General features: G+C 65.8%; 22 protein-coding genes. 19 read left to right on the top strand and 3 right to left on the bottom strand.

Annotated features, from left to right (window positions below):
* Positions 1-7 precede the first annotated feature (7 nt).
* The gene (locus I8J34_RS10780; protein ID WP_214361409.1) at positions 8-1,015 is read right to left on the bottom strand and encodes a phage major capsid protein, P2 family; all 1,008 of its coding nucleotides are present in this window, start codon (positions 1,013-1,015) and stop codon (positions 8-10) included.
* A gap of 50 nt (positions 1,016-1,065) precedes the next feature.
* Positions 1,066-1,947 carry a GPO family capsid scaffolding protein gene (locus I8J34_RS10775; protein WP_214361408.1) on the bottom strand — a complete coding sequence of 294 codons (882 nt, stop codon included), beginning with the start codon at positions 1,945-1,947 and terminating at the stop codon, positions 1,066-1,068.
* Positions 1,948-2,028: 81 nt separating this feature from the next.
* Here I8J34_RS10775 and I8J34_RS10770 point away from each other — a divergent pair, with 81 nt between their 5' ends.
* The 4 genes from I8J34_RS10770 (at position 2,029) to I8J34_RS10755 (ending at position 5,930) form a co-directional block, all read left to right on the top strand.
* Positions 2,029-3,888 (top strand): terminase ATPase subunit family protein, encoded by a 1,860-nt coding sequence (locus I8J34_RS10770; protein ID WP_230411792.1) that lies wholly within the window; start codon positions 2,029-2,031, stop codon positions 3,886-3,888.
* The gene (locus I8J34_RS10765) at positions 3,885-4,889 is read left to right on the top strand and encodes a phage portal protein (RefSeq protein ID WP_214361407.1); all 1,005 of its coding nucleotides are present in this window, start codon (positions 3,885-3,887) and stop codon (positions 4,887-4,889) included. The genes I8J34_RS10770 and I8J34_RS10765 overlap by 4 nt, the downstream gene beginning before the upstream one ends.
* 134 nt (positions 4,890-5,023) lie before the next feature.
* Entirely contained in the window at positions 5,024-5,218 is a 195-nt protein-coding gene (locus tag I8J34_RS25090) for a Com family DNA-binding transcriptional regulator (RefSeq protein WP_214361406.1), read from the top strand.
* On the top strand, positions 5,166-5,930 hold the full coding sequence (locus tag I8J34_RS10755; protein ID WP_214361405.1) for a DNA adenine methylase: 765 nt from the start codon (positions 5,166-5,168) through the stop codon (positions 5,928-5,930). Before I8J34_RS25090 ends, I8J34_RS10755 begins: the two co-directional genes overlap by 53 nt.
* 897 nt (positions 5,931-6,827) lie before the next feature.
* Here the strand turns inward: I8J34_RS10755 and I8J34_RS10750 are convergent.
* Positions 6,828-7,619 carry an IclR family transcriptional regulator gene (locus I8J34_RS10750; RefSeq protein WP_214361404.1) on the bottom strand — a complete coding sequence of 264 codons (792 nt, stop codon included), beginning with the start codon at positions 7,617-7,619 and terminating at the stop codon, positions 6,828-6,830.
* 157 nt (positions 7,620-7,776) lie between these two features.
* Here I8J34_RS10750 and I8J34_RS10745 point away from each other — a divergent pair, with 157 nt between their 5' ends.
* From I8J34_RS10745 to I8J34_RS10675, 15 genes are all read left to right on the top strand, one after another.
* Positions 7,777-9,381: an MFS transporter gene (locus I8J34_RS10745; RefSeq protein ID WP_214361403.1), complete on the top strand. Its 1,605-nt coding sequence runs from the start codon at positions 7,777-7,779 to the stop codon at positions 9,379-9,381.
* A 158-nt stretch (positions 9,382-9,539) separates the two neighbouring features.
* Positions 9,540-10,511, top strand: coding sequence for a tripartite tricarboxylate transporter substrate-binding protein (locus I8J34_RS10740; RefSeq protein ID WP_214361402.1), 972 nt, complete (start codon positions 9,540-9,542; stop codon positions 10,509-10,511).
* A 16-nt stretch (positions 10,512-10,527) separates the two neighbouring features.
* A complete protein-coding gene (gene pcaD / locus I8J34_RS10735; protein ID WP_214361401.1) occupies positions 10,528-11,325 on the top strand; it encodes a 3-oxoadipate enol-lactonase in 798 nt (265 codons plus the stop codon).
* Positions 11,326-11,651: 326 nt separating this feature from the next.
* Positions 11,652-12,644: a tripartite tricarboxylate transporter substrate binding protein gene (locus tag I8J34_RS10730; protein ID WP_214361400.1), complete on the top strand. Its 993-nt coding sequence runs from the start codon at positions 11,652-11,654 to the stop codon at positions 12,642-12,644.
* Positions 12,645-12,713: 69 nt separating this feature from the next.
* A complete protein-coding gene (locus I8J34_RS10725; RefSeq protein WP_214361399.1) occupies positions 12,714-13,529 on the top strand; it encodes an enoyl-CoA hydratase/isomerase family protein in 816 nt (271 codons plus the stop codon).
* Between the two features lie 5 nt (positions 13,530-13,534).
* Entirely contained in the window at positions 13,535-15,622 is a 2,088-nt protein-coding gene (locus tag I8J34_RS10720; protein WP_214361398.1) for an acetate--CoA ligase family protein, read from the top strand.
* Positions 15,623-15,652: 30 nt separating this feature from the next.
* Entirely contained in the window at positions 15,653-16,537 is an 885-nt protein-coding gene (locus I8J34_RS10715) for an alpha/beta fold hydrolase (RefSeq protein ID WP_214361397.1), read from the top strand.
* 1 nt (position 16,538) lies between these two features.
* Positions 16,539-18,587, top strand: a complete 2,049-nt coding sequence (locus I8J34_RS10710) for a 3-hydroxyacyl-CoA dehydrogenase NAD-binding domain-containing protein (protein WP_214361396.1) — start codon at positions 16,539-16,541, stop codon at positions 18,585-18,587.
* 7 nt (positions 18,588-18,594) lie between these two features.
* On the top strand, positions 18,595-19,923 hold the full coding sequence (locus I8J34_RS10705) for an MmgE/PrpD family protein (protein WP_214361395.1): 1,329 nt from the start codon (positions 18,595-18,597) through the stop codon (positions 19,921-19,923).
* A gap of 36 nt (positions 19,924-19,959) precedes the next feature.
* On the top strand, positions 19,960-21,165 hold the full coding sequence (gene pcaF, locus I8J34_RS10700) for a 3-oxoadipyl-CoA thiolase (RefSeq protein WP_214361394.1): 1,206 nt from the start codon (positions 19,960-19,962) through the stop codon (positions 21,163-21,165).
* A 122-nt stretch (positions 21,166-21,287) separates the two neighbouring features.
* Complete coding sequence (locus tag I8J34_RS10695) at positions 21,288-21,752, top strand: tripartite tricarboxylate transporter TctB family protein (protein WP_214361393.1); 465 nt, start codon at positions 21,288-21,290, stop codon at positions 21,750-21,752.
* A gap of 12 nt (positions 21,753-21,764) precedes the next feature.
* Positions 21,765-23,270: a tripartite tricarboxylate transporter permease gene (locus tag I8J34_RS10690; RefSeq protein ID WP_214361392.1), complete on the top strand. Its 1,506-nt coding sequence runs from the start codon at positions 21,765-21,767 to the stop codon at positions 23,268-23,270.
* 44 nt (positions 23,271-23,314) lie between these two features.
* On the top strand, positions 23,315-24,055 hold the full coding sequence (locus tag I8J34_RS10685; RefSeq protein WP_214361391.1) for a TerC family protein: 741 nt from the start codon (positions 23,315-23,317) through the stop codon (positions 24,053-24,055).
* Between the two features lie 12 nt (positions 24,056-24,067).
* Positions 24,068-24,493, top strand: coding sequence for a universal stress protein (locus I8J34_RS10680; protein ID WP_214361390.1), 426 nt, complete (start codon positions 24,068-24,070; stop codon positions 24,491-24,493).
* A gap of 12 nt (positions 24,494-24,505) precedes the next feature.
* Positions 24,506-26,206 (top strand): methyl-accepting chemotaxis protein, encoded by a 1,701-nt coding sequence (locus I8J34_RS10675; RefSeq protein ID WP_214361389.1) that lies wholly within the window; start codon positions 24,506-24,508, stop codon positions 26,204-26,206.
* Positions 26,207-26,266 lie beyond the last annotated feature (60 nt).

The raw sequence follows: 26,266 nt of genomic DNA, 5'->3' as shown, positions 1-26,266 counted from the left end.
CTCGCGATCAGACGAAGGCGATGTTCTTGGCGATGCAGCCGCGGCCGTAGTCTTCGACCACGAAGGCGTCGTTGGACGATTCGTAATTTTCGATGCGGTCGCGCTTGGCGTTGTCGACGATGGTGCGGCGGCGGGCCCCTTCCTGGTAGTAGATGGAGAGGTTGTCCAGGGTGGTGACCATGAGCGAGCCGGCCGGGACGAAGGGGACGCGGACCCCTTGCAGGCCGCCGACGCGTTTCTGGCTGATGATCATGTCGGCCGCCATCTGCTCGCTGGGCGGCTGGGTGGCGTTGATGAGCGGGAAGTACTTGTCGGCCATGAGATCGCGGCCGAGGATGCACACCAGTGCGGTGTCTTCGCGGAACCACGGGTCGATGAGGTTGTTGACCAGGTCGAACACGAGGGCGTCGAGCGTGGCGTAGTCGGCGCTGGAGGCGCCGATCTTGATGGTGCCAGGGGTGGCGCCGCCGGTCATGACGCGGGCAGCGGCGTCGGTGACGTATTTCTGGTACCAGCCGATGTTGACGTCTTGCAGCAGGGTGTTGGTGACCGGGTCGGTGGTGGCGGCGGCGCTGGCGCCGTTGAAGCCGATCATGATGCGATCGAGCGCCATGCGCTTGACGATGACGTCGCGGATGCGCGCCTGGAAGTCGGGGAACTTGGCCCAGGCATCGAGCTTGCTGTAGCTGATGTGGGTGTCGTAGTTGGTCTGCTTGCAGGTGTAGCCGCTGTCGTCGATGCTGGTCGGGTCGCTGGTGGGGCGATCGGTCGAGGTGGTGTCGGTGCGGCGGGCGATGGGGCCGCCGATGCCGAGGCCGAGTTTCTCGCCGGACTGCTCGGTGACGCCGATGACGTTGATCCGCGACAGGAAGTCGCTCGACTCCTGCATCTTGGTTTCGAGGCGCTGCTGAACGCTGGGCGTGGCGGCGAATTTCTGGGATGCGTCGGCGATGCCGTTGCCGGCGGCGATGGCGGCCAGGTAGGCGTTGAAGAGGACGCGGGTTTCGTTACGCATGAGGGGGCTCCTGTGGCGGCGTGGGGTCGTTTGGTTCCGGGGCGAGGCGGTCAGAGACCGGCGTCCGGGTCCTTGGTGTCGCCGCCGGTGGCCTTGTTGCGGCCAGCGCCGTCGTCTTCGGTGTTGTCCAGCTGATCGCGGAAGGCGACGAAGTCGTCGGTGACCTTCTTCAGATCGGCGGACAGGGTTTCGACCTGCTTGGAGAGGGCGTCGATGGTGGCCTTGTCGGCCTTGGTGGCGGCGCTGAATTTCTCGGCCAGTTCGGCGTGGGCGGTGGCGAGCGCTTCCATGGCTTCGCCGACGTCGGCGCTGTGCTTCTGGACGGTCTCTTTCTGCTCTTCGCGATCCTTGCTGAGGATGCCGGTGATCTTGGAGAGCAGGGTCTTGGTGCCGCCGTCCTTGGAGGCGGTGTCTTTGTCTTCGGTGGTCATGTCGTCCTCGAGTTCGATAATGAAGGGGGTGGCGGCGGTAAACAGGTTGTCCGGGTGCTGCTTGCGGGCCGCGAGGGGGTTGTCCTTGGCCTGGGCGGAGAACTGCAGCATTTCGGTGCCGAGACTTGCGGGGGAGTCGGTGAAGGCCATGCCGACGAGGTAGGCCTCTCCGGTTTCGGCGAAGTCGTCGGATACCTCGGCGCTGGAGTAGATCTTCTGTCGCTTCTTGTTGATGGCGATGAGGTCGTCGGTGACGTCGAACTGGGCGAACAGCGCGAGCTTGCCGTCTTCGACAGCACGGGATTCGAGCGCGAGCACGTCGCCATAGGCGCGGAATTCGCTGTCGGGCCACAGCCCGCGCAGGTGCTCGAGCCAGATGCGGGCGCCGTAGATGGCGGGGTCGTAGTTGGCGGCCATCTGCTCGATCCACTTGCGCGGGATCTTGCGGCCGTCGGTGGTGGCGCCTTCGGTCATGACGCGGAAAAACTTGGTCTTTGCCATCTGCCCCTCGGGGTTGTCGGGTGACGTTTGACGGCATGGTCGGGCGCGGTGGGATGGGCGGCAACGCGCCCGGGTTGTGTGGTGAGCCGTTACGGCAAGGCGTGTCCGGGCCGCGCGCGCGCGGCGGGCAACATGGCCGCCATGAATGCTCCTGCAGGGCCGGTACCGGCAGATTCGATTGAGGCCAGATTGCCCGCAGATCCAACGGATCCGCGGTGGCAGGGGCGCGCGCTGTACTGGCAGGGGTGGCGGCTGACGGCCATTGCGCGACATCTGGGCGTGAACGTCAATACCGTGATGAGCTGGAAGCGGCGCGGGGAGTGGGACAAGGCGACGTCGCTGCAGAAGATCGAGGCGACGCTGGAACTGCGCCTGGTGCAGCTGATTGCGAAGGACGTGAAGGAAGGGCGCGATTTCAAGGAGATCGACCTGCTGCACCGGCAGCTGGAGCGCTCGGAGCGGATCCGGCGGTACCGGGAGGGCGGTAACGAGACCGACTTGAATCCAAAGGTGGCGAACCGGAATGCGGGGCCGAAGAAGCGTCCGGAGAAGAACGCTTTCACGGATGAGCAGATCAAGGCGCTTCATGACGCGTTTCTGGATTCGATCTTTGAATACCAGCGGGTGTGGTTCGATGCTGGCGAGAAGTACCGCATCCGCGACTTGCTCAAGAGCCGGCAGATTGGGGCGACTTGGTATTTCGCCCGCGAGGCGCTGGACGACGCGCTGAGAACTGGGCGCAACCAGATTTTCCTGTCGGCCTCGAAGGCGCAGGCCTATGTGTTCCGCCAGTACATCATCGAGTTTGCCCGCGAGGTGTGCGATGTGGAGCTGAAGGGCGACCCGATGGTGTTGCCGAACGGCGCGACCCTGTACTTCCTGGGCACGAACGCGCGCACTGCTCAGAGCTACCACGGGAACCTTTACTTCGACGAGATCTTCTGGGTGCCGCGCTTTGCCGAGCTGCGCAAGGTGGCGTCCGGCATGGCGATCCACAAGAAGTGGCGCCAGACCTACTTTTCGACCCCCAGCGCGACGAGCCACGAGGCGTATCCGTTCTGGACCGGTGCGCTCTACAACCGCGGGCGGAAGAAGGAGGACCGGGTCGAGATCGACGTGAGCCATGAGGCGCTTCGTGGCGGCCTGCTGTGCGCCGATGGCCAGTGGCGCCAGATCGTGACGGTGGAGGATGCAATCGCCGGCGGGTGCGATCTGTTCGATATCGAGCAGTTGCGCCTGGAGTACGGGCCGGAGGAGTTCGCGAACCTGCTGATGTGCATGTTCTTGGACGACTCGATGAGCGCCTTTCCGCTGGCCCAGCTGCAGCTGTGCATGGTGGATAGCTGGGAGGTGTGGGAGGACTTCAAGCCCTTCGCGATGCGTCCGTTTGGCTCGCGCGGGGTGTGGATCGGGTATGACCCGAGCCACACGGGCGATGCGGCCGGGCTGGTTGTCGTGGCGCCGCCGCTGGTGGCGGGTGGGCCGTTCCGCATTCTGGAGCGGCACCAGCTGCGCGGGGGTGACTTCGAAGCCCAGGCGGAGTTCATCCGAAAGGTGACCGAGCGCTACTTGGTGACGCACATCGCGATCGACAACACGGGGCTGGGCGCCGGGGTTTTCCAGCTGGTGCGCAAGTTCTTCCCGGCGGCGGTGCCGATCAATTACTCGGTCGACCAGAAGGTGCGGATGGTGCTGAAGGCGCAGAACGTGATCAGCCGCGGGCGGCTGCAGTTCGATGCCGGCTGGACGGACATTGCCCAGAGCTTCATGGCGATCCGCAAGGTGATGACGCAGAGCGGCAACCAGATGACCTTCGATGCCGACCGGTCGGAGGACGCGAGCCACGCGGATCTGGCGTGGGCAACGATGCACTGTTTGATCAATGAACCGCTGGAGGGGCAGAGCGCCCAGACGACCAGCTCGATGGAGATTTTCGGATGAGCGACGAGCAGATCAACAACCCGGCGAGCACCATCGCCTTTTCATTCGGCGACCCGGAACCGGTGCTGGAAGGGCGCGAGATCCTCGACTACCTCGAGGCGGCGGACATGGGTGAGTACTTCGAGACGCCGATCAGCTTCGATGGGCTGGCCAAGAGCCTGCGGGCGAGCATCCATCACTCGAGCCCGATCAACGTGAAGGCGAACATCCTTGCCAGCATCTACCGGCCGCACCCGCTGCTGAGCGCGTCGACGCTGAAGAAGATCGCGCTCGACTACCTGGTGTTTGGCAATGCCTACCCGGAAATGGTGCGGGCACGGTCAGGCCGGGTGATGCGCATCGAGGCGGCGCCGGCGAAGTACATCCGGCGCGGGACCAATCTGACCGACTACTGGTTCGTCCGCGGCTGGAAGGACATGCAGAAGCTGCGCCGCGGGAGCGTGCTGCACATGATGGAGCCGGACATCAACCAGGAAATCTACGGCCTGCCGCAGTACCTGTCGGCGCTGCAGAGCGCCTGGCTCAACGAAGCGGCCACGCTGTTCCGCCGGAAGTACTACAAGAACGGCAGCCACGCGGGATTCATCCTCTACCTGACTGACGCGGCGCAGAACCCGGAGGACGTGGACAACCTGCGCAAGGCGCTGAAGGAAGCCAAGGGCCCGGGCAACTTCCGCAATCTGTTCATGTACAGCCCGAACGGCAAGAAGGACGGGCTGCAGCTGATCCCGGTGAGCGAGGTGGCGGCCAAGGATGAGTTCTTCAACATCAAGGCGGTGACCCGCGACGACATGCTCGCAGCGCACCGCGTGCCACCGCAGCTGCTCGGCATCGTGCCGACCAACACGTCGGGCTTCGGCGACGCGGAGACCGCGGCCCGGGTCTTCGTCGCCAACGAACTCAAGCCGCTCCAGTCCGACATGCAGCAGATCAACACCTGGCTGGGCGAAGAGGTGGTGACCTTCAATGAGTACCAGCTGCCGACGAAGTCGGCGGCCTGAAAGAGAGACGGCGCGACCGACGCGGGTGTTGCAGCACCCGCGCGGCCACCTCCAGCAGAACAGGCCTGCCTTCAGCCAAGGCGCCGCCACCGTGCACACGGCGCGCAGAGGCTACACGATACCCGAAGGCAATAGTGAAAATTATTCGATGCGGATCATGCAATAGAAAGCTTGGCGAGGGCATATTCACGGCACTGTCGATCAAGTGCCCGCGCTGCAGAAGGATCAACCACCTGAAGGCCTCGAGCCTCCCATCTGACAAGTCAGGAGACCGTCATGAAGGCTCGACCACTCTTCCCGTGGATCGGCGGCAAGCGCCGACTCGCTAAACACATCCTCCCGATCTTCCCGGATCACACCTGCTACGTTGAGCCGTTCTGTGGTGCGGCGGCGCTGTTCTTCATGAAGGCGCCGGCGCGCGTCGAGGTGCTCAACGACGTCAACGGAGATATCGTGAATCTCTACCGCGTGGTGCAGCATCACCTGGATGAGTTCGTCCGCCAGTTCCGCTGGGCTCTGCCAAGCCGGGAATCGTTCCTGCATGCCAGGGAAACACCGCCCGATGGCCTGACGGACATCCAGCGCGCGGTGCGGTTCTACTACCTCCAGAAGCTGTGCTTCGGTGGCAAAGCGACGGGGCTGACATTCGGCACATCGGCAACGACGCCGCCGCGGCTGAACCGCATGCGTCTGGAGGAGGACATGTCGGCGGCTCACCTGCGCCTGTCGCGCACCACGATCGAGCATCTGGATTGGCAGGAGTGCATCCGGCGCTACGACCGCAACGGCACGCTGTTCTTCCTCGACCCACCGTACTGGAAGACCGAGGGGTATGGGGTGCCGTTCGCCATTGAGCAGTACGAGGCCATTGCCGAGATGGCGACCACCAGGCAAGGGCGCTTCATCGTCACCGTCAATGACCACCCCGACATGCGGCGCGTGTTCTCCGGGCTCAAGTGTCGCAGCGCTGAAATCACCTACAACGTGGGAGGGGCAGGGCGGGCCCAGCAGTCCCGCGAGCTCATCCTCACCAACTACTGACCACCCCCCAACCACCCACAGGCCGCCGGAGCGGCCTTTTTTCATGCCCAAGCACCCCGCGCGCGCACTCGGCACCCCGCCCCGCCTGCCCGCTTCATGGGTCGGAAAACGTGCGTACGTGCCGAATCCTGAGTTCGGGCAGTGCTGCTGGCGGGTCGCGGGGATACCAGAAGGAATCGGCGTCCGAATGCGTGCGCCATAGGGCGTGCACATGCCGATCGGCGCTCGTTTCAACTTCACATTCGATTGGTTGGAGGGTTCGATGTCGGGAAAAGGTAACCTCGGTAATGTCCCCGCGGGGCCTCTTGCAAGCCCATGAATTTAAACGAATCTATTGGTCACCTTCGACGGGTCACAAAAGGTAATCTCAAAGGTAACTTTCTGCAACGCATTGATTTGAAAGGGGTTTATTATCAGCTCTGTGACTCACTGAATAGGTAACATGATTACCTTAATGTCACCATGAAGTTACCTTCACCGATCATCTAGAAACCCGCATCTGCAAAGGCTTTCGGCGTAGTGTTATCGATCATGTTACCGATGTTACCTTTTTCCGACGCTCTGCCAGATTAGCCGTTGCGTGCGTCGTTGACGTGCATGTCACTTGCGCGTATCTGTGTTGAGTGCACGAAAAAACCGCCTCATGGGCGGCTGTCGATTGAAACAAGTCTGGAATGGATCTAACTCACGAGGATTCGCCTCTGGCTACCGAATCGTGCCCCCGCAACCAAATTCTGCAAAACCCAATCACCTAGCGGTGGTTGGGTTTTTTGCTTTCTGGCCTGCTTGGGCCATTGGCCCATGTTGGCTCACACCAGTTTGCCTCCCACGTTGTCCGCTCTTACACCACACCCTGGAACAGGATCATCAATGCGAAGGTGCGATGACGCAGTTGATTCACTGTTCGGTGAAATGCTCAAGAATTTTTGCACGGAGCTTCAGTAGCTCTGGGGCCAGCTCTTTGGAAATGTCGTCTATCGTCGATCGGGTTGTGACGCTGACATTCAGCACATAAGCCGGGCTGTTTTCAACAACCAATGGTGTCGAGAGTGCAACGACTTCGGGTTGCCACGAAACCGCGCAGAATCCTTGATCTTGAACGTCTGCCATGGAACGGTCGATCTGCGCTTTCAATTCTGCGGAGCAGGCGTTGGTGCGTTTTGCGTCGATCATGGTCAAGACCTGGGTTCGTTCTGTCGGCGTCAGGGTCGACAGGTAGGCGCGGCCGAGTGAGGTCAGTTCAGTCGGTACGCGTTGGCCGGCGACGACCGAGCGGAGGGTGACCTTGCGGTTGTAGCGGATCGATTCGAGATAGACCATTTCGTCCCGGTCCGGTGTGGCGAGCCCGACGTTGATGTGTTGGGTCTCGGCGACTCGCTGCATCATGGGCGAGGCGATCTGGAGGATCGGGTAGCTGTTACGCATGGCGAGGGCGAAGGAGAGGACCGGCGCGCCGAGTCGGTAGGCGCGGGCGCGCCGGTCATGCTCGAGCACGCCGGTGCCGGCCAGCGTCTGTGTCAGACGGCTGACGGTCGCCCGTGACAGTCCGGTGCGCTCCGCGATTTCTCCGTTGCCGAGCAGATCCGAGCCGGGGCGGAAGGCCCGGAGAATCTCGATGCCGCGCTCCAGCGAGCGGTTCTGGATTCGTGAGTCGGTCTCTCCATGCGTTGCCGATGTCTTATAGGGCATGTGTTCCGTCGCCTCCGCTTGATTTCACCTGATGGAAATGTGTCGGGATTTTCAGGAGCATGCCAGATACGCTGCCAGTTTGGGGCCGTACCTGCGAGCGCGCCGACCGGGCCGTTGCCGCAGACGGTGTTCCCGTGTCTGACATCGACCTCGCACCATGACTGAAACCGGACCTGACGCCACGTCGACCTCGCCGTTTCTGCCCTTGGCTGATCCGGTCTTCCGGTCGCTCTGGGCGGTGTGGCTCGCCGCGAACCTGTGCTTGTGGATGAATGACGTGGCCGCCGCCTGGCTGATGATCGCGCTGAGCGGGACGCCGCTCATGGTGGCGCTGGTGCAGTCGGCCTCGACCCTGCCGGTGTTCCTGTTCGGGGTGCCCAGTGGCGCCCTGGCCGACATCGTCGACCGGCGGCGTTACCTGATGTTCACCCAGTTCTGGGTGGCGGCGGTGGCGCTGCTGATCTGTCTGGCGATGGCCTTCGACCTGATGTCGCCGGGCGTGCTGCTGGTGTTGACCTTCGCCAACGGCCTGGGCCTGGCGATGCGCTGGCCGGTGTTCGCGGCGGTGATCGCCGAGCTGGTGCCGCGCGAACAGTTGCCGGTGGCGACGGCATTGAGCGGCATGGCCATGAATACCTCCCGGATCCTCGGGCCCTTGCTCGCCGGCATGCTCATCGCCACGCTAGGGCCGGTCGCGGTCTTCGCGCTGAATGCGATGGTCTCCGTCCTGGCGGGTGCGGCGATCTACCGTTGGCGGCGCCCGCGGGTGGTGACGGCACTGCCGAGCGAGCGCTTCTTCGGGGCGATCCGTGTCGGCCTGCAGCATGTACGGGCCTCGACCCGGATGCGGGCGGTGCTGCGTCGGGCGTTCGCATTCGCCTTCTCGTCGATCGCCTTGTTGGCGATGTTGCCGCTGCTGGCGAAACAGCAATACGGTGGTGGGGCGCAGACCTTCACGATACTGATGGCGGCAATGGGCGGAGGGGCCATTTGTGGCGCCATGCTGCTGCCGCGCATTCGACGCCGCTTCGGGCGCGACCGCCTGGTGGACCTGGGCTGTGTGCTGCATGCCTCGGCCGCCGTCGGCGCGGCGCTGGCGCCGAACCTCTATGTGGCCCTGCCGGCCCTGTTCGCCGGCGGTTTGGGCTGGATCTCGACGGCCAACGCCCTCAACGTGTCGGCGCATTTCGCCCTGCCCGATTGGGTGCGGGCGAGGGGCATGGCCTTCTACCAGATGGCGATGATGGGGGGCAACGCCCTGGGCGCGGCCTGCTGGGGACAGGTGGCCGGCAGTTTCAGCCTGCGCACCGGCCTGCTCGCGGCGGCGTGCGCGACCGTGGTCGGCTGGTTGCTGACCCGGCGTTTGCCGATCCTGGGCGATCCGGAGGAGGGGCCGCTGATGCCACCGGTCTGGAAGGCGCCGGAAGCGGCCATTCCCATCGACTTTCGACGTGGGCCGGTTCAGGTGACGGTGGAGTACCGCATCGATCCGGCCCGGGCGGACGATTTTGTCCAGCTCATGTCCGAGAGTCGCCGCGTGTGGCTGCAAAACGGCGTCCTGTCGTGGAATCTGCTGCGCGACGTGAGCGATTCGGGACGCTTCTTCGAGCAGTTCGTCGATGAGTCCTGGGCCGACTACCTGCGTCGCCACGAACGAATCACTGCCACCCACGTGGCGCTCAAGCGACAGAAACTGTCGTTCCACCGGCCCGAGGCGCAGCCGATGGTGACCCGCTGCATTGCCGAACGGATTCCCCGCTGAGCCGCCATCAATTCCATTAAGTGGAATTGAGGGGTTTGAGGGGATCGCGGTGTTGGTCAGACTGGTTTGCGAGGATGCGTCCTCGGTCAAATCATAAAACCATCAGGAGACATGTCATGACACGCAAAAATCGCACGCGCTTGTCTGCGCTCGGATGCATGCTGCTGGCCTTGGCCATGGGGACTGCCGCCAATGCCGGTATGGCCGCATCGGCCCAGGAGGGCGCCGCGCCGGTACCGGAGGCATCCCGCTACACCTTCTTCGTCGGATTCGGGCCGGGCGGGGTGCCGGATCTGGCCGCCCGCCTGATTGCAGAAAAGATCCAGGCGCGGCATCAGATCCCTGCTGTTGTGGTCAACAAACCGGGTGTCGGTGGCATGCTGGCCGCTCAAGATGTACTCGATGCGACGCCGGACGGCTCGACCTTGTTGAGCGTGACGCCGGCACATGCGACCGCGCCGGCCGTCTACCGCAATCTTCGCTACGACACCCTCAAGGATTTCGCTCCGGTGACCCTCATCGGCGACGGCCCTGCGGTGGTGATCGTGCCGGCGGCGTCGACGGTGGTCGACATGGCCGATCTGGTGCGCCGCGCCAAGGCCGAGCCGGGACGTCTGACCTATTCCTCCGCGGGCGTCGGCGGGAGCACGCATTTTGCGGCCGAGCTGCTGCGTCAGAAGGCCGGCATCGAGGTGCTGCATGTGCCCTACAAGGGTGTGGCTCAAGCCATGACCGAAGTGGTGGCTGGCCGGGTGGACTTCACCGTTGCCCCCTATGTGGCGGCCGTCAAACTGGTGCAGGCCGGCAAGGTGCGTGCATTGGCCGTCGCGGGCAAACAGCACATGCCTGAAATGCCCGATGTGCCCACTGTCCCGGAGTCGGGGGTGCCGGGCTATGAATGGAGCTTCTGGTACGGCCTGCTGGTGTCCGCGAAGACGCCGCCGGAAGCCGTCGCGCGGCTCAATCGGGAGGTGGTGGCCATCCTCCACGAGCCTGATATCCAGACGCGGCTGGGCGAGATGGGGGTGGCGATCGCGGCCAGTTCTCCGGAAGCGTTTCAGGCCTTGCTGACGGAAGAAGTGGCGAAGTTCAAAGCCATCGCCACGGCCGCCAACATCCAGCCCAACTGACGAACAGGAGAGCAGCATGCAGGTCGAGATCAACGGCGTCAGCATGGCGTATTCGGTGATTGGCGAGTCCGGCCCCTGGGTGATCATGTCCCATTCGCTCGGATGCGATCAGCGCATGTGGGATCACCAACTCGATGCCTTGGCAGGTCGGTATCGCGTGTTGCGCTACGACACCCGCGGGCACGGAGCGAGCGGCGCCACGCCGGCGCCGTACTCCCTCGATCTGCTCGCCGACGACGCGCTCAAACTGATGGATCACGTCGGTGCGGACCGGGCGCACTGGGTCGGGTTTTCGATGGGCGGGATGATCGGTCAGGTCTTCGCCCTGAAGCATGGCGAGCGTCTGCGTTCGCTGGTGCTGGCCGACACCACCAGCGCCCATACCGCCACGCCCGCGTCGATGTGGGCCGAAAGGATCCGCACCGCCCGCGAGGGCGGCATCGCACCTCTGGTGGCGCCCGCCATCGGGCGCTGGTTCACCGAGCGATTCCGCACCGACGAGCCCGAGGAGACCGAACGCATCGCGCAGATGATCCGCGCCACGTCGGTCGATGGATGGTGCGGTTGCTGCGCGGCCATTGCCGAGGTGCATACCACCGAGCGTCTGGGCGAGATCCAGTGCCCGGTGCTGGTGATGGTCGGTGAGCACGACATCGGTACGCCGCTGAGCGCCGCGCTCGACATTCATCGCCACTTGCAGGACTCGGTGCTCGCGGTGGTGTCGGATGCGGCACACATGAGCTGCGTGGAGCAGCCGGCGCAGTTCAACCGTGCGCTGCGCTTGTTCCTCGATACCCACTCGGATCCGGCGTAGTCGGGGTTGGCCCGGCGTGGTGGCGGCCCTGGCCGCTGCCCGCCGCCAGCAGGGATTCCGAGCCGGTGCATATCCCCGCGCAAAGCGAAGGGGGCGATCTCGCTCCCGTGCATGGCGATCATTGCCGTGGGGCATGTTCCCGTTGTTCGGGGCCCCTTGTCCGGCTCGCTGAACAGCGCCCAATGTTTTCCACTGAGTGGAATTGGCAGCGTGTTTCGGCGGGTGAGGATGCATATAGTGGAACCACGAAACAAGAGCGCGAAAACCGGATGCCAATGGGGCAGCGGAAAGCGCCTATCGGATCACACTGGATCAGGAGACAAAGGATGTCACGCTATTTTGGGCGCCGTTTCCAACGGGCTCTCACCCTCACGCTTTCCGCCGTGCTCGGCGCCTTCAGTCTGCCTGCTGCGCAGGCCGCCACGTTCCCCGAGAAGCCGATCCGCTTCGTGGTGCCGTTCTCGCCCGGCGGGGGCACCGATCTGGTCGCCCGTACCCTCGGTGCCGAGATGTCCAAGGAGCTGGGTCAGACGGTCGTCATCGAAAACAAGCCGGGCGCGAGCACCATCATCGGGACCGACACCGTGGCCAAGGCCGATCCCGACGGCTACACGCTGGTGATTTCCACCGCGGCGCACGCGGTCAATCCGAGCCTGATGACCAAGCTGCCGTACAACACCGACACCGATTTCGCGCCGGTGATCCTGATCGCGCGCTCACCCAACATCCTGGTGGTGCGCCCGGACAGCCCCTACACGTCGGTGAAGGACATCCTTGCGGCCGCCGCCGCCAAGCCCGGCGCGCTGACGTTTGCCTCGCAGGGCAGCGGCACCTCGGCGCATCTGGCCGGTGAGCTGTTCAAGCACCTAGGCAAGGTGGATTTGATCCATGTGCCCTACAAGGGCGCCGGCCCGGCGCTGACGGATCTGCTCGGCGGGCAGGTGGACATGATGTTCGCCACCGCGGCGGCCGTTGGCGGTTTCCTCGATAGCGGCAAGCTGCGGGCGCTCGCGGTGACCACGGCGGTGCGTTCGCCGGCGCATCCCGAACTGCCCACCGTCGCCGAGGCGGGCCTGAGCGGTTTCGTCGCGGACAGCTGGTACGGCATGTACGCCCCGGCGGGTACGCCGCCGGAGGTGATCGCCAAGCTCAACGCGGCGGCGAAGAAGGCTGCGCAGAGCGAAGCCTTCCGCAATCGGGTGCAGCCCGAAGGCCTGATGATCAGCGTCGATACGCCCGAAGCCTACGAGCAGTACGTCCGCGGCGAGATCGATCGCTGGGCCAAGGTCATCAAGGCCGCCCACATCACCACCAACTGAACGACCGGACCGACGCCTGCGCGCGTCCGCCCATCCCGAAATCCGTCCAGACATTCAAGGAAGACTCCATTGGATACGCAGACCTTCATCGATCTTCAGGTTCGCGATGGCATCGCCACCCTCTATCTGAATCGTCCCGACAAGCGCAACGCCATGAGCGACGAGATGCGCACCCAGTTCATCCATGCGCTCGAGCGCGTGGCGGCCGACAAGGCGATCCGGGCTCTGGTCCTGACCGGCAACGGCAAGGGCTTCTGCGCTGGCGGCGACATCACCGGCATGGAGCGGCGCATGCAGGCGCCTGCGGGCGAAGTGGGCTTCAACGGCTGGCATCGCCAGCAGCGCGTCCATCACACCCAGACCCTGCTGCATACGCTGCCGAAGCCGACCATCGCGGCGGTCAACGGCGCGGCCTCGGGGCTGGGCGCCGATACCGCGCTGGCCTGCGATTTCATCATCGCCAGCGAGGCGGCCAGCTTCACCTGGTCCTACATCAAGCGCGGAATCATCCCCGACGGCGGCGGCATGTACTTCCTGCCGCGCCGCGTTGGCCTGTCGAAGGCCAAGGAGCTGATCTTCAGCGGGCGCACGGTGGACATCGACGAAGCGCAGCAGCTGGGCATCGTCGATCGGCGCACCGGCGCCGACACCCTGGTGGCCGACGCACAGGCCTGGGCCGCCGAATTGAGCCGGGGGTCGGCCACCGCGCTGGCCTTGGGCAAGACCATCCTCAACCAGAGCTTTGAACTGTCGGCCAGCCAGGTGTTCGCGCAGGGCAGTCAGGCGCAGGGCATCTGCTACACGAGCACCGAGCACCGCGCGTCGGTGATGGATTTCCTCGCCAAGCGAGACGCCAAGAAAGCCCAATCCGGGAACAAGGAATAAGCCCCATGGATGCCATCTCGAAACTGATCAAACCCCGCAGCGTGGCCATCATCGGCGCGTCTGCCGACCTCAACAAGACCGCCGGCCGGCCGGTGTCCTACCTGCGCAAGCACGGCTTCGACGGGGACATCTATCCGGTCAACCCGCGTGCCGAGTTCATCGACGGCTTGCCCTGCTATCCGGATGTGGCCTCGCTGCCGGCGGTGCCCGATGTGGGCATCGTGCTGCTCGGTGCCGAGCGCGCCCACCTGGCGGTGCGCGACCTGGCCGCACGGGGCACGGCAGCGGCCATCGTGCTCGCCAGCGGCTACACCGAGACCGGCGCCGAGGGCGCCCGTCGGCAGAAGGAGCTGATCGAGGCCGCCGGTGCCATGCGCCTGTTGGGGCCGAACACCATCGGCCTGGTGAACCTCACCGACAACATTCCGCTGTCGGCCAGCGGCGCGCTCGAAATGGAACACTTTCCGGTCGGTTCGATCGGTGTGGTGTCGCAAAGCGGCGGCATTCTCGGGGCCTTCCTGTCGCGCGCCGCGGCGCGCGGCATCGGCCTGTCGAAACTGATTTCCACCAGCAACGAAGTCGATCTCGAACTGGCGGATTTCATCGATCACCTGGCCGACGACGAGGCCACCCGTGTGATCGCGCTGTATGTGGAAACCATCCGCAATCCGGAGAAGTTCCGCGCCGCCGCGCTCAAGGCGGCCCGCGCCGGCAAGCCGGTGGTGGCTTTCAAGATCGGCCGCTCCGAGGCCGGTGCCAAGGCCGCGGTGTCGCACACCGGCGCGCTCGCTGGCGCCGACCGGATGTACGACGCGCTGTTCCGTCAGGTCGGTGTGATCCGCGCGCAGACCTTCGGCGATCTGCTCGACATCCCCGCCGCGTTGTCGACCGCGCGGGTGCTCAAGGGCCGGCGGGTGGCCATCCTCACCTCCACCGGTGGGGCGGGCACGCTGGTGTCCGACAGCCTCGGCGTGTCCGGTTTCGATACCCCGGCGCCCGACGAGGCGACCGCCGAGCGGTTGCGCGCCCTGCAGACCGGCGACCATGCCGCGCTCGACCGCAACCCCATCGACGTGACCCTGGCCGGCCTGCAGCCGGACCTGCTGCGCGGGGCGATCAATACCCTGCTCGACAGCCCCAGTTACGATGCGCTGGTGATCATCGTCGGCTCGTCGAGCCTGGCGATGCCCGAGCTGATGGTCGGCGCGATCAAGGATTGCCTGCCCAACAGCGACAAACCCGTGCTCGCCTACGTGAGCCCGCATGCGCCCGATCTGGCGGCGCTGCTCAACCAGCGGGGGGTGCCGGCCTTTACCGCGCCGGAGAGCTGCACCGTGGCGCTCGAAGCCATGCTGCAGGCCTCGACCTGGACCCCCGGGGCAACGGCCGAGGCGCTGCCGGCGCCGGTGGACGTGGCGGATTTCCCGGCCGGCTCGCTCGACGAAGCCCAGGCCAAGCAACTGTTCTCCCGCTTCGGTCTGCCCTGCGTGCGCGAGCGCGTCGTCGAATCGGCGGCCGAGGCCGAGCAGGCGGCCCGCGAATTGGGCGGCCGGGTGGTGTTGAAGATTCTCTCCGGCCAGATCACGCACAAGAGCGACGTCGGTGGCGTCGCCGTCAATGTGCCCGCCGAGGAGATCGGCGCCCGCCTGGCGCGCATGGCGGCCGATGTCCAGGCGGCCACCGGCACGACGCCGCAGCGCTTCCTGGTGCAGGAAATGGTGTCCGGCGGTACCGAACTGATCCTCGGCATGCATCGCGATCCGCTGGGCACCGCGGTGCTGCTGGGCATGGGGGGCGTGACCGCCGAGCTGTTCAAGGACACCGCCATGCGGCTGCTGCCGCCGGGCAGCGGCCTGAGCCGGGACGAGGCCCTGGCCTTGGCGAAGGATCTCAAGACCTGGCCGCTGCTCGACGGCTTCCGCGGTCGTCCCAAGGCGGATGTGGACGCGTTGGTCGGGGCGATCGTGGCCTTCTCCCGGATGGCGGCGCAGATGGGCGAGCGGCTGATCGAAGCCGAGATCAACCCCGTCTTCGTGCTGACCGAAGGGCAGGGCGTGCGCGCCGCCGACGGCGTCGTGGTGCTGGGCGCCTGAGCGGATCGACCGGTGTCCGGAGAACCCACCATGTGCGCCCCGACCTCGACCCCGAGCCCGAACACGGAAGACATGGCCCGCGCCCGCATTCGTGCGCTGGAAGCACAGTCCGTGCGGCACAGCGTGGTCCATGACGGTCAGGCCATGTGCTGGCGGCGTTTCGGCCAGGGGCGGCCGCTGGTGCTGATCCATGGTGGCCACGGCAGCTGGATGCACTGGATTCACAACATCGAAGCGCTGGCCGGACAGGCCCAGGTGTGGCTGCCGGAACTGCCCGGCTACGGGGATTCGGATGCCCCGGCGGGCAAGGATCTGGCGGCCGTGCTCGATCCGTTGGTGGCTGGTATGGAGGCCTTGTTCGGTGCGCGGGAGGCGGTCGATGTGGTCGGGTTCTCCTTTGGCGCCCTTGTCGCCGCGCACCTGGCGTCGCGCTGGCCGGGGGTGCGGCGACTGGCGCTGCTGGCGCCGGCCGGTCATCGCGGTGCGCGCCGGCCGCGTGGCGAACTGCGCAGTTGGCGCGCCGCGGCCGGTGCGCGCGACACGGCCAGCCTCGCGGACATCATGCGGCACAACCTGGCGGTTCAGATGTTGCACGCCGCCGCCGCGGTGGATGCCCTGGCCGTCCGCATCCATACCGATTCGTGCCTGCGGACGCGCTTTCGCAGCAAGGAGATCTCCCGCGGCGGCGGTCTTGCCGACGTGCTGGACACCCTGTCCGGACCGCTGCTGCTGGCCTGGGGCGAGCACGACGTGACCGTCGAGCCGGGACCGGTGGCCGCCGCCCTCACCGCCGGTCACCCCGAGCGCCGTACCGTCATCGTGCCCGATGCCGGCCACTGGCTGCAGTACGAGCAGCCCCATCTTGTGAATCGCCTGCTGATCGACTGGCTGGGCGACGCGTTGCTGGAGACATGATATGAGCACGCCTGTGCGCATGGAGCGGGACGGCGATGTTGCCGTGCTCGTGATCGACAACCCCCCGATCAATGCCGGGTCGACCGAAGTGCGGCAAGGGCTGCTGGCGGCGGTTGTCGCCGTCGATGCCGATCCGCAACTGAGCGCGGCCGTCATCATCGGCGCCGGCAAGACCTTCATTGCCGGTTCCGATCTCAAGGAGTTCGGCCAACCCTTGGCCGAGCCGCAACTGCCCACCGTGATTTCCGCCATCGAGGCCTGTACCAAACCGGTCGTGGCGGCGCTGCATGGCGCGGCTCTCGGCGGGGGCTACGAGTTGGCGCTCGGTTGCGATGCGCGCATTGCCGCGCCCGGTACCGTGGTCGGTTTGCCCGAAGTCACCCTGGGCATCATTCCCGGTGCCGGCGGCACGCAGCGACTGCCGCGGCTGGTCGGGGTGCCCAAGGCCATCGAACTGATCTGCGCCGGCACCCGTGTCAAAGCCGATGCGGCCTACCGGATGGGCATGATCGACGCGGTGGCGGAGGGCGAGTTGCGCGCCGCCGCGGTCGCGCATGCCCGTTCGCTCGGCGGCGCCAAGGCGCGGGTGCGGGATCGTGCCGTGCCCCCGGCCACCGAGGCCGACATCGAGGCGGCGAGTCAGGCCGCGCTGCGCAAGGGCAAACGCCGCCCGGCCGTGCAGGCGGCCATCGACGCCATCGTGGCCGCGGCGCGACAGCCCTTCGACCAAGCCCTGGCGCACGAGCGCCTGGTGTTCCAGGAACTGAGACTGACGCGCGAGGCCCGCGCGCTGCGCCATCAGTTCTTTGCAGAGCGCGAGGCGGCCAAGCAGCCCGACCTGCAAGGCATCGAAGCGCGTGCGGTCGAGCGCATCGCGGTGATCGGCGCCGGCACCATGGGCTCGGGCATCGCCATCGCCGCGCTGGACGCAGGATACCGGGTGAGTCTGCTGGAGCAGGATGCGGCGGCCCTGAACCGCGGCGCGGAGCGGATCGCGGCCCATTACGAGGGCCGTGTCGCCGCCGGCAAGATCCGGCCGGAGGCGGCCGATGCCTGCCGCTCGCGACTCGAGACCAGTCTGGATTGGGCCACCCTGGCCGCGGCCGATCTGGTGATCGAGGCCGTGTTCGAAGAGCTGTCGGTGAAGCAGACGGTATTCCGGCGTATCGATGAATGCGCGCGCCCCGGTGCGGTGCTGGCGTCGAACACCTCCTATCTCGATCTCGATGCCATCGCCGCGGCCACGGCACGGCCGCAGGACATGATCGGTCTGCACTTCTTCAGCCCGGCCAATGTGATGCGCCTGGTGGAAGTGGTGCGTGGCGCCGAGACCGCGCCCGACGCCCTGGCCACCGGCCTGGATGTGGCCAAGCGCATGCGCAAGATGCCGGTGGTGACCGCCAATGCCTTCGGCTTCGTCGGCAACCGCGTCTACGCCGCCTACCGCCGCCAATGCGAATTCATGATCGAGGAGGGGGCCTGGCCAGAGGAGGTGGACAGCGCGCTGGAGGCCTTCGGCTTCGCCATGGGCCCCTTCGCGGTGGCCGACATGTCGGGCCTGGACATCGCTTGGCGGATGCGTCAGAGCCAGGCCGCCACGCGCGATCCGTCCGCCCGCTATGTCGCCATCCCCGACCGTCTGTGCGAAGCGGGCCGGCTCGGCCGCAAGACCGGCGCCGGCTATTACCGCTATCCGCCCGAGGGCAAGGGGCGCGAGGTCGATCCGGCGGTGCACGACATCATCGTGAGCGAACGCGAAGCCAAGGGCTTGGCGCCGCGCCGGCTCGGCACCGAGGAGATCCAGCGCCGCGCGCTGCTGGCGATGGCCAACGAAGCCGCGCTGCTCTTGGGTGAGGGCGTGGCGCAACATGCCGGCGACGTGGATGTGGCGCTGGTCAATGGCTACGGTTTTCCGCGCTGGGAAGGCGGCGTGGTGTTCTGGGCGCGCGAACGCGGGCGCGACGCGCTCGCGGCAGACCTCGATGAACTGGCCCGTTTGAGTGGTCCCGGCTTCGTGCGCGGTGACCTGACCCATCTGTTCGAGGAGTGATCCGCCCATGACCGTGACCGAACTGTTCGGCGCCCATGCCGCCGAATTCCGCCGCACCGCGCTGAGCGACGAGGTGGTCCACCACGCCAAGCGGGTGGTGATCGACTGGTACGCCTCGCTGTTCCCGGGTCTGGCCACCGAGCCGGTCCGCCTGCTCGAAGCCACCCTGGCCGACGATCTCGACCGGGGCGGCGCGCGACTGGCCTTCGGCCGCCTCGCGACGGCGCGCACGGCGGCGCTGATCAACGGCGCTGCGGCCCATGCCGCGGAAATCGATGACAGCTTCCGCGATGCCATGTACCACCCCGGCGCCGCCACCGTGGCCGCCGCGCTGGCGGTGGCCCAGGAGACAGGCGCCAGCGGCCTCGAATTCCTGCGTGCGGTGGTGCTGGGCTACGAGATCTCGACGCGCATCGGCGTGGTCATGGGCCGGCCGCACTACACCTACTGGCACAGCACCGGGACGATCGGCACCTTCGGGGCCGCCGCCGTCGCCGCCTATCTGTACGGACTCGAGGGCCGGCCGTTTGCCCATGCGCTGGCCACCGCGGCCACCTTCGCCGCCGGCCTGCAACAGGCCTTCCGCATGGACTCGATGTCCAAGCCCCTGCACCCGGGGCGGGCGGCGGAGGGCGGGGTGCTGGCGGCCCAACTGGCCGCGCGCGGGGTGACCGGCTCGCTCGATGTGCTCGAAGGCGACAGCGGCCTGGGCAAGGCGATGAGCGATGGGCCGGACTGGTCGCGCATCGGCGAGACGCTCGGGCGCGACTTCCACATCACCCGCATGACCTTCAAGAACCATATCGGCTGCGGCCACACCTTTGCGGCCATCGACGGCGCGCTGGCGCTGCAGCGTGCGCAGGGTATCCGCGCCGAGCGGATCGCCCGGGTGCGGGTCGGCACCTATCGCCCGGCGCTGGACATCGCCTGCTACCTGGAACCCACCACCGCCAACGAGGCGCGCTTCAGCCTCAAGTACGTGGTCGCCACGGCGCTGGTGCATGGCAGCGTGCGGCTGGCCGCCTACGCGCCGGCACGCCTCGACGACCCGGCCACCCGGGCGCTGATGGCACGCATCGAGGTGGCGGTCGATCCCGAACTGGATGCCGCCTTCCCGGGCAAACGCGCCGCGCGCATCGAGATCGAGCTCGACTCGGGCGAACGCCATTCGTACTTCCAGCCCAATCGGAAAGGCGATCCGGAGGCGCCGCTGAGCGATGCCGAGCTCGAGGACAAGATGCTGGAGCTGGCCACCCCGGTGATTGGCAGCGGCGCGGCGCAGGCCTTGCTCGAACGCCTGCGTGTGCTCGACACGGTGCCGGCGCTGGACTGGTAGGTCGGCGCCACCGATCGAACCATTGAGGAAATCATGATGACAATCGATGCATTCATCTGTGACGCGATCCGGACACCCTTCGGTCGCTATGGCGGCGCCCTTTCCGGGGTGCGCGCCGACGATCTGGGCGCGGTGCCGCTACAGGCCCTGATGGCGCGCAACCCGGACGTGGACTGGGAGGCCGTGACCGACGTGATCTACGGCTGCGCCAACCAGGCCGGCGAAGACAACCGCAACGTGGCCCGCATGAGCGCCTTGCTTGCCGGGCTGCCGGTGTCGGTGCCCGGTTCGACGGTCAACCGCCTGTGCGGCTCGGGGCTCGATGCCCTGGGCACCGCGGCGCGGGCCATCAAGAGCGGCGAGGCGGGGCTGATGATCGCCGGCGGCGTGGAGAGCATGAGCCGCGCGCCCTTCGTGCTGCCCAAGGCGAGCGCCGCCTTCACCCGTGCCAATTCGATCGAGGACACCACCATCGGCTGGCGCTTCGTCAATCCGCTGATGAAGGCGCGCTACGGTGTCGATTCGATGCCCGAGACGGCCGAGAACGTGGCCACCGAGTTCGGCATCGACCGGGCCGCGCAGGACCGCATGGCGCTGGCCTCGCAGCAAAAGGCGTTGGCGGCGCAGCGCAGCGGTTACTTCGATGCCGAGATCACCCCGGTGAGCGTGCCCCAGCGCAAGGGCGACCCGGCGGTGGTGGATACCGACGAGCATCCGCGCGACACCAGCCTCGAGGCCCTGGCCCGTCTCAAGGGCGTGGTGCGCCCCGACGGCACGGTCACCGCCGGCAACGCCTCCGGCGTCAATGACGGCGCCTGCGCCTTGTTGCTGGCCGACGCCGGCAGCGCGGCGCGCCACGGCTTGAACCCCCGCGCCCGCGTGGTGGCGATGGCCACCGCCGGGGTACCGCCACGCATCATGGGCATGGGGCCGGCGCCGGCCACGCGCAAGGTGCTGGCACTGGCCGGCCTGTCGCTCGATCAGATGGACGTGATCGAGCTCAACGAGGCCTTCGCGGCACAGGGGCTGGCGGTACTGCGCGACCTGGGCTTGGCGGATGACGATTCACGCGTCAATCCGAACGGCGGCGCAATCGCGCTGGGCCATCCGCTCGGCGCCTCGGGGGCGCGGCTGGCGACCACCGCGGTGAATCAGTTGCATCGAATCAAAGGGCGCTTCGCGCTATGCACCATGTGCATCGGCGTGGGGCAGGGGGTGGCAGTCATTCTGGAGCGGGTTTGAGGGGGCAGTAGGCGCCGTTCGCCAGAGAACGGGACCGACCAAGGACAAACGGGACGACAACCCGCCGTCGGCGACCCTTTCCGCGCGCCGACGGACGACAAATAGATGGAAGGAGACACACGATGAACGGATTGATCAAGGGCCCCAAGGATTTCTGGGCCGGGCTCCTCTACTTGACCATCGGGGGGCTGGGCGTGGTGCTGGCCCGCGACTACGGCATGGGTGATGCCGCTCGCATGGGGCCGGGCTACTTTCCTACCGTACTGGGCGCACTGCTGGTGATCTTCGGTGCCGCGTCGCTGGGGCGCTCGCTGTTTCGCCGGGGCGAGGCGATCGGTGCGATTGCCTGGAAACCCATTGTGCTGATCGTTGGCGCAACGGTGGCATTCGCCTATCTGATCAAGCCCGCGGGTCTGGTTCTTGCCCTGACGGCACTCATCCTGATCAGCGCGTCGGCGAGCAGCCGGTTTCGCTTCGAATGGAAGGCGACGGCCGCCATGTTCGGCCTGATCGCATTCTGTTCGCTGGTCTTCGTCAAGGGGCTTGGCATCCCGCTGCCTTTGTTCGGCACCTGGTTCGGCGGCTAAGGAGAAAAGATCATGGAAATTCTTGCGAATCTCGGGCTCGGCCTGGAAATGGCCGCGAGCCTCTCGAACCTTCTCTATTGTTTGATCGGGGTATTCCTGGGCACCGCGATCGGTGTGCTGCCCGGGCTCGGTCCGGTGGCGACCATCGCGATGTTGCTGCCCATCACTTTCGGTCTGCCACCGACTTCGGCGCTGATCATGCTCGCGGGGATCTACTACGGCGCGCAGTACGGTGGCTCGACAACCGCGATCCTGGTGAACCTGCCGGGCGAGTCCTCGTCGGTGGTGACCGCCATCGACGGGTATCAGATGGCACGCAAGGGGCAAGCGGGCAAGGCGCTCGCGGTGGCCGCCATCGGCTCCTTCGTCGCCGGCACCATCTGCACTTTCCTGATTGCGCTGGCGGCGCCGCCGCTGACCGAGGTTGCACTGAAGTTCGGGCCGGCGGAGTACTTCTCGCTGATGACGCTCGGCCTGGTCGCATCCATCGTTCTGGCCAGCGGCTCGTTGTTGCACGCGCTCGGCATGATCTTGCTGGGCTTGTTGCTCGGCATGGTGGGGACGGATATCAACTCGGGTCTGGCGCGCTATTCCTTCGATTCTCCCCACCTCACCGACGGGATCAACTTCGTGGTGGTGGCGATGGGGGTGTTCGGGCTCGGCGAGATCATCGCCAATCTGCAGCACGAAACGACCCGTACGATGACAGCGAGCAAAATCACCGGCCTGCTGCCCAGCTGGGCGGACCTCCGGCGCATGGTCGGTCCGGTGTTGCGGGGGACGGGGATGGGGACGGTGCTCGGCATCCTGCCCGGCGGCGGTGCGATGCTCTCCTCATTCGCCTCCTACGCCCTTGAGAAGAAGATCTCGCCGAATTCGGAGAACTTCGGCAAAGGCGCCATCGAAGGCGTGGCGGCGCCCGAGTCGGCCAACAACGCCGGCGCACAGGCGTCGTTCATCCCGATGCTGACGCTGGGCATTCCGTCCAATCCTGTCATGGCGTTGATGATCGGCGCGATGATGATCCAGGGCATCCAGCCCGGACCGTCGGTGATGACCGAGCAGCCCGCCCTGTTCTGGGGGCTGATCGTGTCCATGTGGATCGGCAACGCAATGCTGCTGGTGCTCAATCTGCCCCTGATCGGCTTGTGGGTGAAGATGATCTCGGTGCCCTACCACCTGCTGTTCCCGGCCATCCTGGTGTTCTGCGCGATCGGCGTGTTCAGCCTCTCCAACAACGCGTTCGACGTCTATCTGATGGCCTCGTTCGGCCTGGTGGGTTACATGTTCCGCAAGCTCGACTGCGAACCGGCGCCGCTGATGCTCGGCTTCATCCTGGGACCGATGATGGAGGAATACCTGCGCAGAGCCCTGTTGCTGTCGCGGGGCGACCCGATGGTGTTCATCGAGCGTCCGATCAGCGGAACGATGCTCGTGATCGCAGTGATCGCGCTGGTCGTGGTGATCTCGCCAGCCATTCGCAAGAAACGTGAGGAGGCTTTCCGTGAGGAAGAGTGAAGCCGCTCAGAAAGTTTGGAGGATGAACGTGAAAGGAGAGGGAAATGCCTGAGTTCTTGATGGAGTCGTCGTTCTGGATCTCGGTGCTCCAGATCATCGCCATCGACATCCTGTTGGGGGGGGACAACGCGGTGGTGATCGCCCTGGCGTGCCGGAAGCTGCCCCCGAAGCAGCGCAGCCAGGGCATCGCGTGGGGCGTTGCGGGGGCGATCCTCTTGCGTGTGGTGTTGATCTTCTTCGCCCTGCAACTGCTGGCGCTTCCCTTCCTGAAAGTGGTCGGCGGGCTGCTGCTGCTGTGGATCGGCGTCAAGTTGTTGCAGCCCGAAGACGACGATGGGCACGCGAATGTTCACGGCGGCACGACGCTGTTCGGGGCGATCAAGACCATCATCGTGGCCGATGCGGTGATGAGCCTCGACAACGTGATTGCCGTGGCGGGTGCAGCCAAGGGAGACCTGAATCTGGTCATCTTCGGCATCGTGGTGAGCATTCCGATCATCGTCTGGGGCAGCAAGCTGGTGCTGCGGCTGATGGACCGTTTTCCCATGGTCATTACCGGCGGGGCAGCGTTGCTGGGGTGGATCGCCGGCGGCATGATCGTTTCCGACGTGGTGGTGCAACCGTATCTCGAAGGGGCGCCGAGCTGGTTGCACTACCTCACGGCCGCAGCCGGGGCTGTGCTTGTGGTTGTGATCGGGCGGTTGTTGGCCGCCGGCAGGGGGCGCGCAGAAGAGCCGCCCCTGGTGGACCTGGCGGCGGGCGAAAGCTCGACGTCCAATCATTGAAGGAGCATTTCCATGCTGAAGATTCTGGTGCCAGTTGATGGGTCGGCTTTTGGCGAAAAGGCGATCGCTCACGTGCTCAAGCTGCATCGCCAGTCTGCACAGATCGAGGTGCACCTGCTCAATGTGCAGATTCCCGTCGAGTCCGGTCATGTACGCATGTTCGTCGAGCATGACACGCTGGAAGACTACTACCGTGAAGAAGGCTTTGCCGCCCTGGAGGGGGCGCGCGCAGCGTTGGATGCGGCCGGCGTGCCGTGCCAGGTGCATATCGCCGTGGGGCATGTGGCCGACACCATTTTGCGCTACGCCGAAGAGAAGGGGTTCGACAAGATCGTCATGGGGACGCATGGCCGGACGGGATTGATGCAGGTCTTGCTCGGCTCAATCGCTGAGGAGGTGCTGCAGCACTCGTCCGTGCCTGTCACGTTGGTGAAGTAGGGAGGCGTGGCGATGCGTCCTGTTGAACGGCCGGTCCATCACTTGGGGCGGTGGCGGCGTTTTTTGCCGGGGCGCTTGCGTATCGGCCAGCGGCTGGTGCTCGGGTTCGGCTGCCTGGTTTGCCTGCTGATGGCGCTCGGCGGGGGCTTGTATGTTCTGCTCCATGGCATCAAGGGCCATGCCCGTTTCATTGAAGACGTGTATCTGTCGCAGGCCGAAGCCGCGACCGAGTTGAGCGAGGGGGCAACGCGAATTCGCTTGGCGGTCGCTTCCATGAGCACCGCAGAGACCATCGATGGTGCCACGCGGGTCCTGAGGGCGGTCGATGCGTCCGTCGAGATGGTCCAGCGGGCCTCCAAGGTGATTGAAGCCGCTCAGGTCGGAGACGGTGCCGATGCGGAGGAGATCAGGACTTTCGGGCTGTTCAAATCGAAATATGCCGACGCTTTGGCGACGCTCGTGGAGGTCCGTGGGCTCTTGACGGAACCGAGCGGGTTGTCCACGGCCCGGTTGCTTCTTTCTGAGGATGTGGCACCCGCGCTGCAGCTTGCGCAGCAGGCGCTGGATGCCTATCTGACAGTGGCTGCCGAGCGCAGTCGTTCTCGGATCGAAGGCATCGGCCAGTCTGCCGACCAGGCACTGAAGCTGTTGATTGGCGCGACCCTGAGTGCCTTGGTGCTGGCGATCGTGATCAGTTGGCTCGTGACCCGGTCGATCGTCGGTTCCATGCGCCGATTGTCCAGCGTGGTGGCGCGGGTCGGGAATGGCGACCTGAGCGTCGCGCCCGTCGTCGTAGGTTCTGACGAGGTGGCTCAGGTGGAGGCGGGCATGGGGCGGATGGCCAGTGCATTGACCGCGGTCATCGTCGAAATCCAGTGTTCGGTGCGCCGTATCAACGAAGCCGCCAGTGAGCTTGCCCGTTCGTCAGAAGCCGTTGGCAAACGTTGCGATTCGCAGGCCGAGACCTCCGCGGATATTGCCAGTGCCTTGGAGGATATCTCGGTGAGTATCGGCAGGGTGTCGACGCTCGCGGGCGATGCGCGGCAGGTCTGCGTCGAATCGGGCGAATTGTCCTCCGATGGCGTTGATGCCATTCATCAGGTCGGTCGGGAGATCGACTCCATCGTGAAGACCGTGAAAGAGGCTCATGTCGAAACGCGGTCGCTCGACGGGCGGATCGGGGCCATTGCCGGCATGGTCGACATGATCCGTGAGGTGGCCGAACAGACGAATCTGCTGGCGCTCAACGCGGCTATCGAGGCGGCGCGCGCTGGGGAGCATGGCCGTGGTTTCGCGGTCGTTGCCGATGAGGTGCGCAGTCTGGCCGAAAAGACGGGAAAAGCCGCCAGGGAGATCACTGATCTGGTGGCTTCGATTCGCACGGGTTCGGGTGCGATGGCGACGCGAATGGAAACCGCCGTCGCGACCGTCGCCGAAGGGACGGTGAGATCCCGGCAGGCCACTGACGTGGTGCATCGTGCCCAGCAAGCCTCGAGCAAAGTGGTCGGTTTCATCGACGAGCTTGACTTGGGGTTGCGGGCACAGGCGACGGGTGCCAATGACGTCTCACGCCGCGTCGAGAGCGTCGCCCGGATGGCTGCGGAAAACTCGGGCGCGGTACAGGACGTGGCAGTCGCTGCTGGCGAGTTGCGCGCGTTGGCGGAGAAACTGGCGGGTTGCGTGGCGCATTTTCACGTTGCCGGGCGTGGGTAGCCATAGATCACACCGGCATTGATTTCCGCTCTCGACAGGGAGTCGCCCTGGTTGGCTCAT

This window comes from Denitromonas iodatirespirans, from assembly GCF_018524365.1.
Lineage (GTDB): Bacteria > Pseudomonadota > Gammaproteobacteria > Burkholderiales > Rhodocyclaceae > Nitrogeniibacter > Nitrogeniibacter iodatirespirans.
The sequence above is the reverse complement of the archived record's forward strand: the minus strand, read 5'-3'. Positions and strand labels throughout refer to the sequence as shown.

Excerpts from the sequence above, each read along its gene's own strand:
- I8J34_RS10710 (WP_214361396.1), top strand. The coding sequence starts at position 16,539 with ATGAGCACGCCTGTGCGCATGGAGCGGGACGGCGATGTTGCCGTGCTC.
- I8J34_RS10765 (WP_214361407.1), top strand. The coding sequence starts at position 3,885 with ATGAGCGACGAGCAGATCAACAACCCGGCGAGCACCATCGCCTTTTCA.
- I8J34_RS10695 (WP_214361393.1), top strand. The coding sequence starts at position 21,288 with ATGAACGGATTGATCAAGGGCCCCAAGGATTTCTGGGCCGGGCTCCTC.
- I8J34_RS10745 (WP_214361403.1), top strand. The coding sequence starts at position 7,777 with ATGACTGAAACCGGACCTGACGCCACGTCGACCTCGCCGTTTCTGCCC.
- I8J34_RS10715 (WP_214361397.1), top strand. The coding sequence starts at position 15,653 with ATGTGCGCCCCGACCTCGACCCCGAGCCCGAACACGGAAGACATGGCC.
- I8J34_RS10720 (WP_214361398.1), top strand. The coding sequence starts at position 13,535 with ATGGATGCCATCTCGAAACTGATCAAACCCCGCAGCGTGGCCATCATC.
- I8J34_RS10780 (WP_214361409.1), bottom strand. The coding sequence starts at position 1,015 with ATGCGTAACGAAACCCGCGTCCTCTTCAACGCCTACCTGGCCGCCATC.
- pcaF (WP_214361394.1), top strand. The coding sequence starts at position 19,960 with ATGACAATCGATGCATTCATCTGTGACGCGATCCGGACACCCTTCGGT.
- I8J34_RS10690 (WP_214361392.1), top strand. The coding sequence starts at position 21,765 with ATGGAAATTCTTGCGAATCTCGGGCTCGGCCTGGAAATGGCCGCGAGC.
- I8J34_RS10775 (WP_214361408.1), bottom strand. The coding sequence starts at position 1,947 with ATGGCAAAGACCAAGTTTTTCCGCGTCATGACCGAAGGCGCCACCACC.
- I8J34_RS10755 (WP_214361405.1), top strand. The coding sequence starts at position 5,166 with ATGAAGGCTCGACCACTCTTCCCGTGGATCGGCGGCAAGCGCCGACTC.
- I8J34_RS10750 (WP_214361404.1), bottom strand. The coding sequence starts at position 7,619 with ATGCCCTATAAGACATCGGCAACGCATGGAGAGACCGACTCACGAATC.
- pcaD (WP_214361401.1), top strand. The coding sequence starts at position 10,528 with ATGCAGGTCGAGATCAACGGCGTCAGCATGGCGTATTCGGTGATTGGC.
- I8J34_RS10740 (WP_214361402.1), top strand. The coding sequence starts at position 9,540 with ATGCTGCTGGCCTTGGCCATGGGGACTGCCGCCAATGCCGGTATGGCC.
- I8J34_RS10685 (WP_214361391.1), top strand. The coding sequence starts at position 23,315 with ATGCCTGAGTTCTTGATGGAGTCGTCGTTCTGGATCTCGGTGCTCCAG.
- I8J34_RS10730 (WP_214361400.1), top strand. The coding sequence starts at position 11,652 with ATGTCACGCTATTTTGGGCGCCGTTTCCAACGGGCTCTCACCCTCACG.
- I8J34_RS10675 (WP_214361389.1), top strand. The coding sequence starts at position 24,506 with ATGCGTCCTGTTGAACGGCCGGTCCATCACTTGGGGCGGTGGCGGCGT.
- I8J34_RS10705 (WP_214361395.1), top strand. The coding sequence starts at position 18,595 with ATGACCGTGACCGAACTGTTCGGCGCCCATGCCGCCGAATTCCGCCGC.
- I8J34_RS10680 (WP_214361390.1), top strand. The coding sequence starts at position 24,068 with ATGCTGAAGATTCTGGTGCCAGTTGATGGGTCGGCTTTTGGCGAAAAG.